Below are 16418 nucleotides of genomic sequence, written 5' to 3'. Positions count from 1 at the left end.
TACCGCGGCTTCTGAGGCGACGGGTTCGGTGGCCAACCTGACCTACCCTCGCCCACGCGACAGACCCACCGCCCACCCCGGTGCCCTGTGGGTCTCACACGTCCACGAGAGTCTGACAGGTGGTCAGGTCGACATGACGCGCTCGTGCAGGGTCTGGACCGCGTAGCGCGCCGACCAGAAGGCGCCGTGCTGCCACGCGGAGATCTCGGACATCCAGTCGCCCGCGAAGTACACGTTGCCGGCCCCCTGCTGCAGCAGCTTGAAGCCGGCGGACGTGGTGTTCGGGAAGGCCCAGGCGCCCTCGATGTGGGGGACCTTGTGCCAGGCGATGGAGAACGAGCTGTCCAGCTCGGTGCGGTACTTCTCCCCGTGGATCTTCACACCCTGCTCGACGGCGCGCTGCTCCCGCTGCCGCGGCGTCATGTCGGCGTACGCGCGGGCGTTGGCGCCCGTGTTGTAGTAGCCGACGATCAGTCCCTTCCGCTCGCCGTACCCGTAGGACGGGTACCACAGGTGCGCGAGGTCCATGTCGGTCTCGGTGATCCCGCCGAAGATCCGGTGGTCGTCCTCCCAGAACCGGGACCGGTACTGCAGGCCGATCTTGCCGGCCGGCGAGCCCACGGCGAACTCGCCCAGCGCCGCGTCGATCTCCGGCCCCCAGTTGGTGTCCCACCGCCGCATGATGCCGGCGGGCGCCGCGACGACCGCGAAGTCCGCCTCGATCTGCCGGTCCCTGCCGTTCCAGGGCTGGTAGGTGACCCTGACCCCGCGGCTGGTGTTCTCCACACCCGTCACGGGTGAGCTGAAGTGGACGTTGTGCGCGCCGATCGCCCGCACCAGGTACTGGTAGGTCGTGTCCATGCCGCCCTTCGGCTGGAACATGAGCATCGACTGCTCCCAGTTGATCTCGAACGGGAAGTACTGGCCCACCTTCGAGGCCAGCACCTCCGAGACCGTGCCGGGACCGGGCAGCGGCGTGCCGTGCTCGTTCCACGCCGACGGATAGGTCTCGTAGCCGCGGTTGCTCCCACCGGCATAGGTCCCGTCGGGTCCGAGCGAGCCCCAGCTCCGCAGGAAGGAGCGCAGGTTCTCCTTGTCCTCCTCCGTCAGCTTCTGGTCCAGGGCGCCCTGGTCGGTGGCGTGGTGCAGCAGCTCGGAGGTGTAGCCGAAGACGTCCGCCTTGGCGGTGCGGTAGCGGACCGGGTTGCCCGGCGTCGCACCCGACCTCTCGTTGTACAGGTAGGCGTCGGCGTTCGCGTTCGTGAAGACCTCGTACGGCACGCCCAGCTCGCGGATGTAGTCCATCGTGACCATCCACTGTGCGATGCGGGCCGCGCCGGCGTTCAGGTAGATGCCGTCGGCGAACCTCGCCGTCTGCCTGACGCCGTCGAGGTCGGTCTCGGAGTCCCCGCCGCGGATCGTGAGGGTTCGCCCGCCGGGCCGGTGGCGGGCCTCGAGCACGGTCACCCGGTAGCCGGCCTTCTGCAGCTCGTAGGCGGTCGCGAGACCTGCCGGACCCGCTCCTACGACCACCACCTTCTTCGCGGAACGGCCGGTCAGCGTGAAGTCGCTGCCGCGCGGGGGCGCCCATGTCTCTGCTCTCGGCTGGGCGGCGGCAGTGGGGGCAAGGCCTATCGCGCCCATGGTCGCGAACATGACACCGGCGCTGGAGCCCGCGCCGACGGCTTGGAGGAAGTTGCGGCGGGAGACGCCGGGGGTGTTCTTCTCGGTGACCACGGTCCCTACCTCTCGTTCGAAAGGTCCGACGGCCGCGGGACCCGGCCTGGAGGCCGGACGCCGCCGTCAGCACCGCTTCGGACGTTATGGAGGGCAGGTCACGGTGGCGGGTCCGCGTCGTTTCTATGCAATTGCCCGCAGTAACCATGTTGTTTCGGTACTTTTCGGATATTCCGGTGTTCGCGCAGGAAGAGCTGGGCATCGAGCGCGCGGCCGTTCCCAGTGCGACCCGTGACGGTCATCCCCCGGAAACGCCCCGCCGCTAGCGTCACGCGCCACCCGGTGTCGACCGCCGGGCCACCGCACCTGGGCTCCGTCAGGGCGCCCGGCCGGCCAGCTGGAGGAGCACCATGAAGAACCGCACGAAGCTCATCGCCGCCGTCGTCGTCACCGCCGCGGTAGCGGTCCCCGGTACCGCGTTCGCCGCCGGGCACGTCTTCCGGCCGGACCCCTACCGCGCCCACTCCTTCGTCACCGGAGACACCCCGCTCATCGCCGACGGTGTCGCGATCGGCAAGAACCTCTCCTGGTACAAGTCCTCCGGCCTCGGCCCGGCGGCGAGCAACACGGCACCCGGTGCCACCGCCGAGGAGCGCTACATCCCGACCGACGTCTTCCCGGGCGCCGAGCTGCCCGACGGCGTGACCCTCACCGAGGCCCAGGGCATCAATGCCCTCACCCGCATCGGCACGAACCTGGAGCGTGCCGGCCTGTCCTACGACGACGTCGTCTCCATGCGCGTGTTCCTGCAGAACCCAGAGGGCGAGGAGAAGATGGACTTCGCCGGATGGAACCGGGCCTACCGGCAGTTCTTCGCCAACACGAACCTGGCCACGGGCGAGGTGCTCGACGTTCAGCTCGGGTCGGCGACGACCGAACCGATGGTCGTCAACAGGGCTCGCCCGTCGCGCTTCGCCCTGGAGGTCGAGAACCTCCCGGTGGACGGGTGGCTCGTCGAGGTCGAGGTCGACGCCGTGTACTCCCGCTGAGCCGGGCCACGCCCCGGGCGTCCGGGGCGTGGCCGTTGCTCCGGGTGCCGGGTCAGAAGCCGGCCGAGTACTGCACCGGCCAGACGCCCGACGCGCTGGGACCGACCAGGCCCTGCTCGCGACGCCACTCGTTGAAGCTCACCGCCCACTGGCGGTGTGCGCCGATCTGCTGCTGATGCAGGTCGGCCAGGGGCATTCGCGCGAGCTGCGGGAACCGGCGGGCCAGTGCCTCGAGGACGTCGAGCGTGGCGAGCACGTCCACCTCGGCGGTGTGCAGGTCGCCGTCAGAGGTGATGCCGTACCACTGCGCCAGGTCCCCGAGGCGACGTTTGCCCGGGCGGTACCGGTCCAGCCAGCGGTCGATGACGAGCGGGTCGATCACCGGCTCCACCGGGCGCCCGAGGCGCTGGGGAAGGGTCTTGAGCCCGTGCCGCAGCAGCTCCGAGTCGAGCAGCGAGAGGTCGAAGGCCGCGTTGTAGGCGACAACGGGCACGCCGTCGGCGAGGTGGGTGGCGAGCTCGGCCGCTATCTCCTCCAGCGCGTCTCTCGGCTGGACGCCGTGCGCCCTGGCGTGCTCGGTGGAGATGCCGTGGATCGCCGCGGCCTCCTCGGGGATCTCCACGCCCGGGTCCATCAGCCAGGTGCGGACCTCCGTGCCCACTCCGGGCGAGCGCAGCACGAGAGCCGCCGTGACGATCCGGTCGCCCGCGACGTCCACCCCTGTGGTCTCCGTGTCGAAGCCAAGCAGCGGCCTCTTGATCCAGCTCTCGTTCATGGTGTCCTCCCTGCTCGACCGGGGTCTCCGGGCCGTGTCGTCCAGCTGTCGTCCAGCTCTGCCCTGGTCTCCGGTGCGTCCATGGAGAACCTTGCCACCGGTCACCGACACTCCGGTCCGGCTCGGTCGACGGCAGGCAGGACTGTGGCTCGCCCCACGGCCGCAGATCACCGGAACCTGCGCGCCGTGTCCGGTGCGATGGGTAGGCTTGGCGGGTGAGCAACGAGATCGAGATCGGACGCGGCAAGCGTGGGCGGCGCGCCTATTCCTTCGACGACATCGCGGTGGTGCCTTCCCGGCGCACCAGGGACCCGAAGGACGTCTCGGTCGGCTGGCAGATCGACGCCTACCACTTCGACCTCCCGATCGTCGCGGCCCCGATGGACTCCGTGATGAGCCCGAGCAGCGCCGTCGCCCTTGGCCGGTTCGGCGGCCTCGGCGTCCTCGACCTCGAGGGTCTGTGGACGCGCTACGAGTCGCCCGAGCCGCTGCTCGCCGAGATCGCGGCGCTGCCCGGTGACGAGGCGACGCGGCGCATGCAGGCGATCTACTCGGAGCCGATCAAGCCGGAGCTCATCACGCAGCGCCTCAAGGAGATCCGGGCAGCCGGCGTGACGGTGGCGGGTGCGCTCACCCCGCAGCGCACGCAGGAGTTCTACAAGACGGTGGTCGACGCGGGTGTCGACCTGTTCATCATCCGCGGGACCACGGTCTCGGCCGAGCACGTCTCCGGCAACGCCGAGCCGCTCAACCTCAAGCGGTTCATCTACGAGCTGGACGTGCCGGTCGTCGTCGGCGGGGCCTCGACCTACACGGCGGCGCTGCACCTCATGCGTACCGGTGCGGCGGGCGTGCTCGTCGGGTTCGGCGGCGGCGCGGCGCACACCACGCGCGTCAGCCTCGGCATCCACGCGCCCATGGCCACCTCCGTGGCCGACGTCGCGGCGGCGCGCCGTGACTACCTCGACGAGTCCGGCGGCCGGTACGTGCACGTCATCGCCGACGGCGGGGTGGGTCACTCCGGCGACGTCGTCAAGGCGGTCGCCTGCGGTGCGGACGCCGTCATGCTCGGCGCGGCGCTCGCGCGCGCGGCGGAGGCGCCGGGCCAGGGCTTCCACTGGGGTCCGGAGGCGCACCACCCGCAGCTCCCGCGCGGCGAGCGGGTCGAGGTCGGCTCGGTGGGCACGCTCGAGGAGATCCTCTTCGGACCGGGCAAGCAGGCCGACGGCACCCTGAACCTCGTCGGTGCGCTCCGCCGCGCCATGGCCACCACCGGCTACTCCGACCTCAAGGAGTTCCAGCGGGTCGAGGTCGTCGTGTCGCCGTACCAGCCGCGGTGAGCGTGCTTCCCGACGGCGAGCCGCTCGCGCCCGTCCTCGCCGCGGCACCCGCCGCCGACGGCGAGTTCGTCGAGATCGCGGACGCCGACGTCGACCAGGTGGTCGAGCTGTGGCAGGCGTGCGGGCTGACCCGGCCGTGGAACGACCCCTACGTCGACATCGCCGACGCTCGTGCGAGCGGCGGCTCGACGGTCCTGGTCGCGCGAGCCGACGGCAGGGTGGCCGCGACGGCGATGGCCGGCCACGACGGGCACCGTGGCTGGCTCTACTACGTGGCGGTCGCGCCGGAGCTGCGGAGCACGGGCCTGGGCCGGGCCGCAGTGGTCGCCGCCGAGGCGTGGCTGGTCGCGCGCGGCGCGCGCAAGATCCAGCTCATGGTGCGGACCACCAACGCGGAAGTGCTCGATTTCTACGGCCGGTTGGGCTACACCGACCAGGAGTGCACCGTTCTGGGGCGCTGGATCGAGTCCGCCTGAGAGTGCGTTCTGCGAGGTGAACGCGCTATGACGACCCTGCTGTGAAAGTCAGTTTCACACACCCATCAATACATGGTGCAGGGTTTTGTGCGTAGGGTGGGCGCCATGATCGACGACGCAGCAGCCGACGCAGCGGCTAGTGGTGCGGTCGGCGGCGTGCTCGACCCAGAGCACCCGCAGGGGACCTTTGTCCTCGAGCCAGGGGTCATGGCCCCGCTCGTGGCTCGGATCGCGACCTCCGAGGGATCGGGTACGCACCGGTCCATGTGCCCCTTCACGGGCGCACCGCTCGTGACGTTTCCGGTCTCCTCCGCCGAGGACGTCGCCGCGTGCGTCGTCCGGGCGCGCGTGGCGCAGCGAAGTTGGGCCCGGACGCCGGTGCGTGACCGGGCCGGGATCCTCCAGCGGCTCGGCCGGATCGTGCTGGAGCGGCAGTCCGAGGCGCTCGACCTGATCCAGCTCGAGACCGGCAAGTCGCGCCGCGCCGCCTTCGAGGAGATCGCGGACATCGCGCAGGTCGCCAGGCACTACGCCGTGCGCGGCGCGCGCTACCTCGCGTCCCGCAGGGTCCGTGGCATGGTTCCGGTGCTCGTCGGGGCCCAGGTGCACCGCAGGCCTGTCGGCGTGGTCGGCGCGATCTCGCCGTGGAACTACCCGCTGGTGCTCGCGCTCTCCGAGGCGCTGCCCGCGCTCCTGGCCGGCAACGCGGTGGTGCTCAAGCCGGACCCGCAGACCACGCTGACCGCGCTGTGGGCCGCGGAGGCCCTGGACGACGCCGGCCTGCCGGCAGGCCTCTTCCAGGTCGTCGCCGGTGGCCCGGAGGTGGGCCAGTCGCTGATCGAGAACGTGGACCACATAGCCTTCACGGGCTCGACCGCCACCGGTCGCAAGGTCGCCGCGCGAGCGGGCGAGCGGCTCATCGGTGCGACGCTCGAGCTGGGTGGCAAGAACGCGCTCTACGTGACGGACGACGTCGACGTCGACGCAGCCGTCCCCGGCATCGTGCGGGCCTGCTTCTCGAACTCCGGCCAGCTCTGCGTGTCCATCGAGCGCCTGGTGGTCCACACCGCCGTCGCGGAGGAGTTCGTCGCCAAGTTCGTGCGTGCCGTGCGGAACCTGCGGCTCAGCCCGGCGCTCGACTACTCGGCGGACGTCGGCTCGCTCACCTCCGCCGCGCAGCTCGACAAGGTGACGGCGCACGTCGACGACGCGCTCGCCCGGGGCGCCCGGGTGCTCGCGGGTGGCGTGCACCGCGCCGACGTCGGCCCGTACTTCTATGCCCCGACGGTGCTCGACGACGTGCCGGCGCAGGCGGTGGCCGCCCGTGAGGAGACCTTCGGGCCGGTCGTGACGATCTCGCGCGTCGACTGCGACGAGGAAGCCATCGCCGTCATGAACGACACCGAGTACGGCCTGCACTCCGCGATCTGGTCCCGGGACGTGGGCCGGGCGCGCCGTGTCGCCGCGCGGGTCGAGGCGGGCTCGGTGGCGATCAACGACGGGTACACGATGACCTGGGGTTCGGTCTCGGCGCCGCTCGGCGGCTGGAAGGCCTCCGGGCTGGGTGCCAGGCACGGGGCGGCGTCGATCGACGGCCTCACGCGGCAGCAGACCGTCGTGACGTCGCGGGGCGCCAGGATCGGGGCCACTCTCGACAGCCTGTACGGCCTGGGCGGAGACACCCCCAGCCGGGTGCTGACGACTGCCCTCGACGCGATGCGCAGGCTGCGCATGCCGTGAGGTGAACGGTCGTCACTGTGCCCGGTACGCTCGCGCGCATGACGACGCAGCTCCATGCCTTCTGGAAGTCCGCCAACGCACTGCCGGTCATCGGCGGGCTGTTCGGCAAGCGGATCTTCTCCCTGGTCTACTCCTTCAAGGCGCCGTACTTCGGCAGCTTCGCCCCGCGGGTGGTCGACATGCGGCCGAACTACGGGGAGGTGGTGGTGCCCAACCGGTGGCGTAACCGCAACCACATCGGCACCGTGCACGCCATCGCGGTCTGCAACGGGCTCGAGATGGCGATGGGGTCGCTCGCCGAGGCCACGGTGCCCGACGACAAGCGCTGGCTGCCGAAGGGTATGGAGGTGTCCTACCTCGCGAAGTCGACGGGCGACGTCAGGTGCGTGGCCGAGACGGAGCAGGCGCAGTGGGACGGCGATGACCGGGACCTGCCGGTGCGCGTCCGGGGCGTCCTCGCCGACGGGACCGTGGTGGTGGAGGGCACCATCCACCTGTGGGTCACGCCGAAGAAGAAGTGACCGGTCAGACGCTCCGCGACGTGTCAGACCTGCAGGTCACCTGAGTGATCGGAGCGTCTGACATCGGTGGGGGTCTGACAGGTCAGCGGGGTCGACGGCGGGCCAGGGAGCGGACCGCCGCCTTCCAGCTGGCGGGCAGCTCCCGCACGTGCCACCAGGCGGCCTGCGCGGGTACCGCGGTCGCGGCGCTCACGCCCACCCCAACGGCGTCCAGCCCGGCCTCTACACAGGAGTAGAGGGTGCGGCGCAGGTGGTAGTCCTGGGTGACGACGACGGCGGTGCGCACACCGAACAGGTCGTGGGCGCGCCGGCACGTGGCAGTCGTGTTGAAGCCCTCGCGGTCCAGCACTATCGCGTCATCGGGGACGCCGAGGTCGTTGTCCAGGAGCCAGGCGCGCATCGAGCCGGGCTCGTCGTAGCGGGTGCCGTCGGCGTTGTCGTGCGCGTCGCCGCTCAGGATCACCGTCGGCGCGATGCCCGCACGGTAGAGCTCGGCACCACCCTCGACGCGACGACGCAGGTAGGTCGACGGCGTCCCGTCGGCGCGGAGCCCGGCGCCGAGCACGATGACGGCGTCCGTCTTCTCGACCTCGCTCGGGTCGTGCCGCACCCGGACGTGCCCGATGCCCTGCACGATCGCGACGGGGACGGTGAAGGCGACGGCGAGCACACCCGCGACGATGGCGGCGACCTTGAGGGGAGTCACGCCCGGAACGCTACCGCGTCCAGGCAGGTACGTGGTCGGCAGCTTGTCACAAGATCGGCAGCTCGGACTGCCGACCACCTGACATCTTGCCGACCACGCGGCCGCCGCTCACGCCGCGAGGGCCGTCAGCTCGTCGCGGAGGTTCGTCTCCGCCGCGGCCTGCCAGCGGGCGACGCCGGGGGCGGTGCGGAAGAGCGGGCCGCCGTCCAGGAGTGTGCGCAGCACCTGCGACCGGCCCGCGCGGAACAGCGTGTCGGGCACGTCGCAGTACTCCGCGCGGACCTGGTGCGTGTACCGCGCGTAGCCGGCGGGGGAGGCGCCGAGGACCGCGAGGTCGGCGTCACTGACCAGGCCGCCCACGACGTCGTCCGGCGCGGGGTCGTGGTCCGCCGTGACCATGACCAGGCGGGCGACCTCGGCGACGTCCTCGGCCGTGACACCTGACCCGGCGAGCGGGCCGAGCAGCTCGGCGACCAGCTCCGCCGACCGCTCCTCGTCCTGCTGCGCGACGCCGTCGTGCACCGCGTCGTGGAACCACAGGGCCAGGCGGGCGCGCCAGAGGGCACGCTCGGTGAGCCCGCTGTCGGCGGCTATCGAGTCCAGCGCGTCCAGGGCCGTCGCCAGGTGCAACGTCGAGTGGTAGACGCGGTGCGGCTCGCGCCAGCGGTCCACCAGGTCCTCGCCCGCCTGGTACGCGAGACCCGGGTCGGCCCACAGGTCGGCCCAGCGGATCAGGAGCGTCGCCCGCTTGGCGCGGTTTCGTTCGGCGCCCGAGACCCGCAGGCCGGAGGCTGCCAGCCGCCGGGCGAGGTCGCCGCCCTCGACGGGGACCGCGCCGGCGGCGACGAGCGCGTCGTACCGCGAGGCGGCGACGTCGTAGTGGTCGAGGTCGAACGCGCGGTCGGGTACGCCGGCCGCCCGGGCGAAGAGGCGGAGCTCCTGCAGCGACCCGTCCGAGACCAGGTGGGAGAACAGAGTCCCGTGCGCGGGCCAGGCGGGTGGGTCGATGAAGACGGTCACGGGGCGAGCCTACGCGCGGGCCGGTGGCCCTCCGCCCACGCCAGAGCGGTCCGCGAAGTAGAGCGCCTGTCCGGCTCCACCCGGGTTACCCCGTGTTGAGCCGGACAGGCGCTCTACTTCGCGGACCGCGTGTGTCCGGTCAGGTCAGCTCCGGACCAGCCGCCACGGGCTGTGCCGGCCGCCGGGCTCCTCGCCGCGGGTGATCCGCGTCGCCCGGTACGTGTCCCCGTCGTGCACGACCACGTCGCGCGCCTTGAAGATGCGCGACGCCGTCCAGACGGCGGTGCCGTCCCCGGCCCGGACGATCTCCTGCCACGAGCCGTACACGCGGGTACCCGGCTCCTGACGGGTGAGCCAGGTGGCTCGGTAGTAGGACCCGTCGTGGAAGACCTCGGCGCCGGCGGAGTACTTCTTCGATGTCACCCAGAGAGGTGAGGCCTCACCGGGCACCTTCGCCATGACCTCGATCTCGCTGACGATCATGTGCACGTTCTCCTGGGCGGTCATGACCACCCGGACGGCGTCAGCGCGCACGCCCGCGGGGAGGTCGACGACCGGGGCGGCGCCGTCGGACGTCACCGGGACCGGGTCTCCCGCGGCCTGCCACACGCCGTCGACCCGGGCCTCGAGCGCCACCGTGCGCGCCCAGCTCAGGTGGCCGCCGTCGCGGAAGAAGCGGGTGACGACACGCGTGACGTCGCGCTCCGTCGGCAGCGTGACGGTCAGCGTGTCCTGCGTGTTCTTGGTGCCGGACCGCCAGTTGGACCAGCCCTTGTCGTCGAGGTCGCCGTTGATGACGTTCTCGGCCGGGTAGCCGGGCTCGGTGTAGCTGGCGGACGCCGTGGTGCCCTCCGTGCGGGCCACGTTCGCCTCGCCGGGCTCCGCGACCAGTACCCGGACGATCGCGGGCAGGGTGTGCGAGTCGCCGGCGTCGGCGGTGCCCTGCAGCTCGACGGCGCCGCGCTCGTCGAACGCGCCGTCGGGCGCCTCTTCCCAGGTGACCGGGCGCTCCACGGAAGCGCCACCGGCGGCGATCGCGGTGACCGTCGCGGGCAGCTCGGCGGAGCCGCCGAGGTAGGCGGCGCCCTGGGCGGGCACGGTCCGCTCCAGGATGTCGACGACGACCGTCGCCGTGGCCTCGACGGTGCCGCCCGCCGGGACGGCCACGGTGCCGGTGACCTCGACGATGCCGGCCCGCGCCCACGCGTCGTCGCCCGGCATGTCCCAGGTCACGGGCAGCGCGCCGCGCGCGCCGCCCGGGTAGACCGGAGTGACGGTCTCCGGCAGCTCGGGCGTGGTCCCCGGGCGGGTGAACACGTCGACCGGGGTGGTGCCAAGCACCGTCTCGTCGACGATCGCCCAGCGCTGGTTCGCGTTCGAGTTGGCGAGATACGTGCCGACGGGCGATCCGTCGGCCCGCGCCTCGCCGCCCACCTCGAGCACCGTGCGCGCGACCACGTTGACCAGGGTGTACGTGCCGTCGCCGGTGGTGGAGAGCACCCAGCGCGCGGCCTCCGGGGTGTCGGCGGGGTCGGCCGGGGCGTCGACGAGCACGGCGGAGGTGTCCGCGCTGACCGCGAGCTGTTCACCGGTGCCGACGTTGGTCACCGCGTACCGCGTGCGGTGGGTCCCGGAGCCCTCGGGAGCGCCCAGGTCGGTGAGCGTCCAGAGCTGCCCGGCCGCTGCCGGGTCGTCGGTGGAGATCTGCACGCCGCCGTCGCCGTCGGGCGCCAGCGACAGGTCGGACTGCACGCCGTCGATCCGGAACACGTGGCCGTCCTGCGCCAGCGGGGCGTCGTCCGCGACGCCGGAGACGCCGTCGACCAGGAATGTCGTGACGGACTCCGCGGGCACGGTGAGCGTCGCGGCGGCGTCCTGCACTGCTACCGGCGTGCCCTCGACGAGGTAACCGTCGACGCTGGTCACGACAGGGGTGACGGTCGCGCCGGACGCGACGTTCCCGAAGCCGGAGAGGTCGAGGGTGACGTCGCGGTCCGCGGTGGTGTCGTTGACGTGCACCACTGTCGCCGCATCGCCCGAGGCGGACACGGCCGCGGTGCTGTCCGTGTCGTTCACGCCGATCAGGCGGTCACCCGGCGTGATGTAGTGCGTGAAGTTCTGGGTGACCCAGTACTTGGTGTTCGTGTAGATGGGGCAGGTCTCCAGCGTGTCCTCAGCCGTGCAGGAGAACGGGATCTGGATCTCGCCCCAGTTGCCGCCCTCGGGGCTCTCGCCGCCGGGCGCCATGTTGTCGTAGTCCTCGACGGGCTGCCAGAACACCCACGCGGACGGCTCGAGCTCGCGCAGGTCGTCGATGATCTGGTGGGCGCTGCCCAGGCCGGACTCCATCGACTCGAAGTCCTGCCCCGTGGTGGACCAGGAACCGCCGACCTCGCTCATCCACAGGGGCTTGTCCTCGCCCTTGGCGATGTCCCGCACGGTGGTGCGCTGCCCTGTGCCGTAGGTGTGCACGTTGAGCTGGGAGACCTGGTCGCGCACCGCGTCGGGGTACGAGTTCCAGTTCCGGGCGAATGTGCCTGGGTTCGTCTCGTCCATCGCGGCGATCTTGGCGCCCGTCGTCGAGCCGTCGATGGCGTCGGCGAGCACCGGGATCACCCGCTGCTGCAGCGCCGGGCCCATGTGGGCGCCCTCCTGGCGGCCGCCCGTCGGGTTGCCGTCGGCGCCGAGCCTGGTGCCCCAGTAGTTCGTGTTCGGCTCGTTGAACGCGTCGATGGTGTCGACGTCGATCCCGTGCGCGTCCTCGAGGCGTTCGGTCGCGCCGACGACGTAGGCGGCGAACTCCTCGATGCTCTCGGGCCTGAGCTGGTCGGCGTTGGAGTCGAACCCACCCGAGACGTAGCCGCTGACCGTCTGGAACCACGGCGGGGAGTTGCTGAAGGTCTCCCAGTGGGTGACGTCGTCCTTGATGCGGTCGACCCACCAGCGCTGCGTGGCGTCGGCGTCGGGGTTCCAGTGGTCGGGGTTCGCCGGGTCCCACCAGTCGACGTCCTCGCGGGTGGTGCCTTCGGGCGCCTTCCACCAGCCCTCGACGTCGGCCCCCGCGCGCAGATAGTCAGGCACGTCGGGGGCGTTGCCGCCGCCGATGTTGTACCGGGCGATGTTCAGGTTCATGCCGTCCTCGCCGAACAGCATGTCGGCGAGCTCGTCCCTGATCTCGTCCGGGTAGTCGCCCGTGGCGTTGGCGAACCAGACGAGGCTCGTGCCCCAGCCCTCGAAGGGCTCGCCCGCGTACGACGGGTCGGGGCGGACGGTCACGCTCGCCGCGCTCGCCGCGGCGGTCTGGGGTGCCTTGGGCTGGGCGTTGGCCGCAGCCGGGGCCAGCCCAGCCGCCAGCAGCGCGCTCGCCGTCAGGACGGCGCCTGCGCGCCGTCCTGCGTTCCTTGTGATCGAGCTCGTCATCGAGCCCTCCTCTCGCGTCAGTGCGACGGTTCGGGACGTGCCGTAAGGATGTTGACGTGAACAACGAGGGGTGCGCGAACCAATGTTGACGTCATCATGGATGAGGGTGATCCTCCTCGGCGGCGCCGTGGACGTCAAGCCCTCGACCCTCACGGCCCGAACGAGACCAGTCTGCGGTGGCCGGGTCAGGGCGCCGGGGGAGGGCCTTCGCGGGGGAGGTGTGTTGCTGTAAGTGGACGTTGTCGACTCACAGCAACACACCTTGCTCGCGTAGCAGTTCCCTGGCAGGGAGCGCCGGGTCGGTGCAGCTAGCCCTCGACCAGAGCCATCGTCTGACGTGCAATCGCCAGCTCCTCGTTGGTCGGGACGACCATGACGAGGGGGGTCTCGACAGGCTCGGCCGGCTCCCGGACCGAGATCACGCGCGCCTCGTCCGACCGCGCCTCGTTGGCCGCCGGGTCGACGGTCAGGCCGAGGAACTTCAGCCCGCGCACCACGCCCGAGCGGATGCGGTGGTCGTTCTCGCCGACGCCCGCGGTGAACGTCAGCACGTCGATGCCGCCGAGCACCGCCGCGTACGCGCCCACGTACTTGCGCAGCCGGTGCAGGTAGACCTCCAGCGCGAGGCGTGCGTCGGCGTCGCCGTCGGTCACGAGCTTCCGCAGCTCGCGCATGTCGCCGACGCCGGACATGCCGAGCAGGCCCGACCGCTTGTTGAGGAGCGTGTCGACCTCGTCGCCGGACATCCCGCCGCGCACCAGGTGGAAGACGATGCCCGCGTCCAGGTCACCCGAACGGGTACCCATGACGAGGCCTTCGAGCGGCGTCAGGCCCATCGAGGTGTCGACCGGCGCACCGCCCAGGACCGCCGACGCCGACGCTCCGTTGCCCAGGTGCAGCACCACCTGGCGCAGCGTCTCGGGGCCGCGTCCCTCGGCCGCGAGCTTGGCGCGGACGGCCGGATGCTCGGCCACGGCCGACGACACGAACTGGTGCGACGTCCCGTGGAACCCGTAGCGGCGCACGCCGTGCTCGGCGGCGACCTCGCGGTCCAGCGCGTACGTCGAGGCCGCCTTCGGGAGCGACGCGAAGAACGCCGTGTCGAACACGGCGACGTGCGGCACGTGCAGCAGCTCGCGCGCCACCTCGATGCCCGTCACATTGGCCGGGTTGTGCAGCGGCGCCAGCGGGGTGAGATCGCGCACGCCGGCAACGACGTCGTCGTCGATCAGGGTGGGGGCGCTGAACACCTCGCCGCCGTGCACCACCCGGTGCCCGACGGCGGCGATGCCCGCCTCCGCGAGGGAGGGACCCACCTCGTCGAACAGGCCGAGGACGATCCGGAGCGCCTCGCCGTGGTCCGGTACCGCCAGGTCACGCACCACCTCCTCGCCCTTCGCCTCGTGCTTGACCTTTCCGGTGGCCTCGCCGATCCGTTCGACGATCCCGGCGGCGAGCGCCTCGCCCGACGCGGGGTCGACGAGCTGGTACTTCAGCGAGGAGGAGCCGGAGTTGAGGACGAGGACGGTGCGCGTCGGGGCGAGGGTCATTCGGACTCCTTGGTCTGGGCCTGGATCGCCGTGATCGCCACCGTGTTCACGATGTCCTGGACGAGCGCGCCCCGGGACAGGTCGTTGACCGGCTTGTTCAGGCCCTGGAGGACCGGGCCGACGGCGACCGCGCCCGCCGACCGCTGCACCGCCTTGTAGGTGTTGTTGCCGGTGTTCAGGTCGGGGAAGACGAACACGGTGGCGCGTCCGGCGACGTCGGACCCGGGCAGCTTGGACGCGGCGACCGAGGCGTCCACGGCGGCGTCGTACTGGATGGGGCCCTCGACGTCGAGCTCGGGCGTGCGCTCCCGGACCAGCTCGGTGGCGGTGCGCACCTTGTCGACGTCGGCGCCCGTGCCGGACGTTCCGGTGGAGTACGAGAGCATCGCGATGCGTGGTTCGACGCCGAACTGCCGTGCCGTGGCCGCCGAGGAGACGGCGATGTCGGCGAGCTCGGCCGACGTCGGATCGGGGATGACGGCGCAGTCGCCGTACACGAGGACCCGGTCCTCGAGGCACATGAGGAAGACCGAGGACACCGACGACGTGCCGGGCTTCGTCTTGATGATCTCGAACGACGGCCGGATGGTGTGGGCGGTCGAGTGGGCGGCGCCCGAGACCATGCCGTCGGCGAGGCCGAGGTGCACCATCATCGTGCCGAAGTAGGAGACGTCGGTGACGATCTCCCGCGCGCGCTCGACCGTCATGCCCTTGTGGGCGCGCAACCGGGCGTACTCCGCCGCGAACTTCTCCACGTGCTCGGGGTCGTGCGGGGACAGGACGCGGGCGGCCTCGATGTCGAGGCCGAGCTCGGCGGCGCGGGCGCGGACCGACTCGTCGGAGCCCAGGATCGTGAGGTCCGCGATGTGGCGCGCCAGCACCGTCGAGGCCGCGCGCAGGATCCTGTCGTCGCCGCCCTCGGGCAGCACGATGTGCCGGCGGTCGGCGCGCGCCCGCTCGATGAGCTGGTACTCGAACATGAGCGGCGTGACGACCTCGGGCCGGGGCAGGTCGAGGCGGGCGGCCAGCGCCGCCGAGTCGACGTTGCGCTCGAACAGGGCACGGGCCGTCTCGACCTTGCGTACGGAGGACTTGTCCACGCGGCCGCGGGTGGTCGCCGCCGCCCGGGCCGTGCGGTAGGTGCCGAGCTCCGTTGTGATGATCGGCAGCTTGGGACGCATGGCCTCCAGCAGCTCCGCGGGCCGGCCCTGCGGGTAGAACCCGCCGTTCAGGATGATCCCGGCCAGCGACGGGAACGACGGCGTCATGTGCGTCGCGAGCAGCCCGATCAGCAGGTCGGTGCGGTCGCCGGGCGTGATGACGACCCCGCCGTCGGTCAGCCGCTCCAGCAGGTGCTCGAAGCTCATGGCCCCCACCTGCACGTCGAGCGCCTCGCGGCCAAGCAGCTCCGGGTCGCCCAGGACGAGCGTGCCGTCGACGGCCTCCAGGAGCTGGCCGACGGTCGGGGCCTGCAGGAACGGCTCCTCGGGGATGGTCCACACCGGCAGGTCGGGCTGCGCCTCGGCCAGCACCGCCCGCACCTCCCGCGCGCTGTGCGTGTCCGCGCGGTTGACGACCAGGCCGATCGCCTGCGCGTGGTGCGCCGCGAGCTCGGCGAGGCTCACGTCGGCCAGCGCCCGGACGCCCTCGGGGGTGCGCTCGCGGCCCGAGACCACGAGCAGCACCGGCGCACCGAGGTTCGCCGCGATGCGCGCGTTGAACGACAGCTCGGTGGGACCGGCGACGTCGGTGTAGTCGGTGCCGAGCACCACCACCGAGTCGCAGCGCCCGGCCAGGTCGTGGAACCGGGACACGATGCGGCTCAGCGCGGCCTCGGGGTCGGCGTGCAGGTCCGCGTAGGTCACGCCGACGGCGTCGTCGTAGGCGATGTCGACGCCGTCGTGCTCCAGGAGGAGCTCGAGGACGTGGTCGCGTTCCCCGCTCGTGTCCCCGGTCTCGGTGGCCCGTGACACGGGCCGGAAGACCCCGACCCGCTGGCCCTTGCGGACCAGCAGGTCGAGGACGCCCAGGGCGACCGTCGACTTTCCGCTCTCGCCCTCCGGGCTCGCGATGACGATGCTGCGGGTTGCGCCGGTCACATGTGGCTCCGTGTTCAGTCGGCCCGATCTCGCATGGCGAGATCT

At 71.7% G+C, this 16418-nt stretch carries 12 protein-coding genes; 5 read left to right on the top strand and 7 right to left on the bottom strand.

What is annotated here, in order from left to right:
* Positions 1 to 123: 123 nt before the first annotated feature.
* The gene (locus ACFWE2_RS08420; RefSeq protein ID WP_377223762.1) at positions 124 to 1737 is read right to left on the bottom strand and encodes an FAD-dependent oxidoreductase; all 1614 of its coding nucleotides are present in this window, start codon (positions 1735 to 1737) and stop codon (positions 124 to 126) included.
* A gap of 350 nt (positions 1738 to 2087) precedes the next feature.
* On the opposite strand from ACFWE2_RS08420, the gene ACFWE2_RS08415 reads away from it, so the two are divergent.
* Entirely contained in the window at positions 2088 to 2726 is a 639-nt protein-coding gene (locus tag ACFWE2_RS08415) for a Rid family hydrolase (protein WP_377223761.1), read from the top strand.
* A 52-nt stretch (positions 2727 to 2778) separates the two neighbouring features.
* Here ACFWE2_RS08415 and ACFWE2_RS08410 read toward each other — a convergent pair whose 3' ends face one another.
* The gene (locus tag ACFWE2_RS08410) at positions 2779 to 3501 is read right to left on the bottom strand and encodes an exonuclease domain-containing protein (RefSeq protein WP_377223760.1); all 723 of its coding nucleotides are present in this window, start codon (positions 3499 to 3501) and stop codon (positions 2779 to 2781) included.
* Positions 3502 to 3716: 215 nt separating this feature from the next.
* On the opposite strand from ACFWE2_RS08410, the gene ACFWE2_RS08405 reads away from it, so the two are divergent.
* The 4 genes from ACFWE2_RS08405 to ACFWE2_RS08390 all read left to right on the top strand — a co-directional run bounded on the left by ACFWE2_RS08405 (position 3717) and on the right by ACFWE2_RS08390 (position 7578).
* Positions 3717 to 4841, top strand: coding sequence for a GuaB3 family IMP dehydrogenase-related protein (locus ACFWE2_RS08405; RefSeq protein ID WP_116673649.1), 1125 nt, complete (start codon positions 3717 to 3719; stop codon positions 4839 to 4841).
* Positions 4838 to 5317 (top strand): GNAT family acetyltransferase, encoded by a 480-nt coding sequence (locus ACFWE2_RS08400; RefSeq protein ID WP_377223759.1) that lies wholly within the window; start codon positions 4838 to 4840, stop codon positions 5315 to 5317. The genes ACFWE2_RS08405 and ACFWE2_RS08400 overlap by 4 nt, the downstream gene beginning before the upstream one ends.
* A gap of 105 nt (positions 5318 to 5422) precedes the next feature.
* Positions 5423 to 7057: a succinic semialdehyde dehydrogenase gene (locus ACFWE2_RS08395; protein WP_377223758.1), complete on the top strand. Its 1635-nt coding sequence runs from the start codon at positions 5423 to 5425 to the stop codon at positions 7055 to 7057.
* A 38-nt stretch (positions 7058 to 7095) separates the two neighbouring features.
* Entirely contained in the window at positions 7096 to 7578 is a 483-nt protein-coding gene (locus ACFWE2_RS08390; RefSeq protein ID WP_116673652.1) for a hotdog fold domain-containing protein, read from the top strand.
* Positions 7579 to 7660: 82 nt separating this feature from the next.
* Here the strand turns inward: ACFWE2_RS08390 and ACFWE2_RS08385 are convergent, their stop codons facing one another.
* From ACFWE2_RS08385 to pta, 5 genes are all read right to left on the bottom strand, one after another.
* A complete protein-coding gene (locus tag ACFWE2_RS08385; protein WP_377223757.1) occupies positions 7661 to 8284 on the bottom strand; it encodes a vancomycin high temperature exclusion protein in 624 nt (207 codons plus the stop codon).
* A gap of 108 nt (positions 8285 to 8392) precedes the next feature.
* Positions 8393 to 9304: a DUF4031 domain-containing protein gene (locus tag ACFWE2_RS08380; RefSeq protein ID WP_377223756.1), complete on the bottom strand. Its 912-nt coding sequence runs from the start codon at positions 9302 to 9304 to the stop codon at positions 8393 to 8395.
* Between the two features lie 144 nt (positions 9305 to 9448).
* Positions 9449 to 12724 carry an RICIN domain-containing protein gene (locus ACFWE2_RS08375; RefSeq protein ID WP_377223755.1) on the bottom strand — a complete coding sequence of 1092 codons (3276 nt, stop codon included), beginning with the start codon at positions 12722 to 12724 and terminating at the stop codon, positions 9449 to 9451.
* A 308-nt stretch (positions 12725 to 13032) separates the two neighbouring features.
* A complete protein-coding gene (locus tag ACFWE2_RS08370; RefSeq protein WP_377223754.1) occupies positions 13033 to 14274 on the bottom strand; it encodes an acetate/propionate family kinase in 1242 nt (413 codons plus the stop codon).
* A complete protein-coding gene (gene pta / locus ACFWE2_RS08365; protein WP_377223753.1) occupies positions 14271 to 16373 on the bottom strand; it encodes a phosphate acetyltransferase in 2103 nt (700 codons plus the stop codon). The genes ACFWE2_RS08370 and pta overlap by 4 nt, the downstream gene beginning before the upstream one ends.
* Positions 16374 to 16418: the final 45 nt, after the last annotated feature.

The organism is Promicromonospora sp. NPDC060271, from assembly GCF_042726755.1.
Lineage (GTDB): Bacteria > Actinomycetota > Actinomycetes > Actinomycetales > Cellulomonadaceae > Promicromonospora.
This window is presented reverse-complemented; position numbering and strand designations above follow the sequence as displayed.

Bases quoted from the DNA above. Each gene is read 5' to 3' on its own strand.
- ACFWE2_RS08395 (WP_377223758.1), top strand. From the start codon at position 5,423: ATGATCGACGACGCAGCAGCCGACGCAGCGGCTAGTGGTGCGGTCGGC.
- ACFWE2_RS08370 (WP_377223754.1), bottom strand. From the start codon at position 14,274: ATGACCCTCGCCCCGACGCGCACCGTCCTCGTCCTCAACTCCGGCTCC.
- ACFWE2_RS08375 (WP_377223755.1), bottom strand. From the start codon at position 12,724: ATGACGAGCTCGATCACAAGGAACGCAGGACGGCGCGCAGGCGCCGTC.
- ACFWE2_RS08410 (WP_377223760.1), bottom strand. From the start codon at position 3,501: ATGAACGAGAGCTGGATCAAGAGGCCGCTGCTTGGCTTCGACACGGAG.
- ACFWE2_RS08390 (WP_116673652.1), top strand. From the start codon at position 7,096: ATGACGACGCAGCTCCATGCCTTCTGGAAGTCCGCCAACGCACTGCCG.
- ACFWE2_RS08415 (WP_377223761.1), top strand. From the start codon at position 2,088: ATGAAGAACCGCACGAAGCTCATCGCCGCCGTCGTCGTCACCGCCGCG.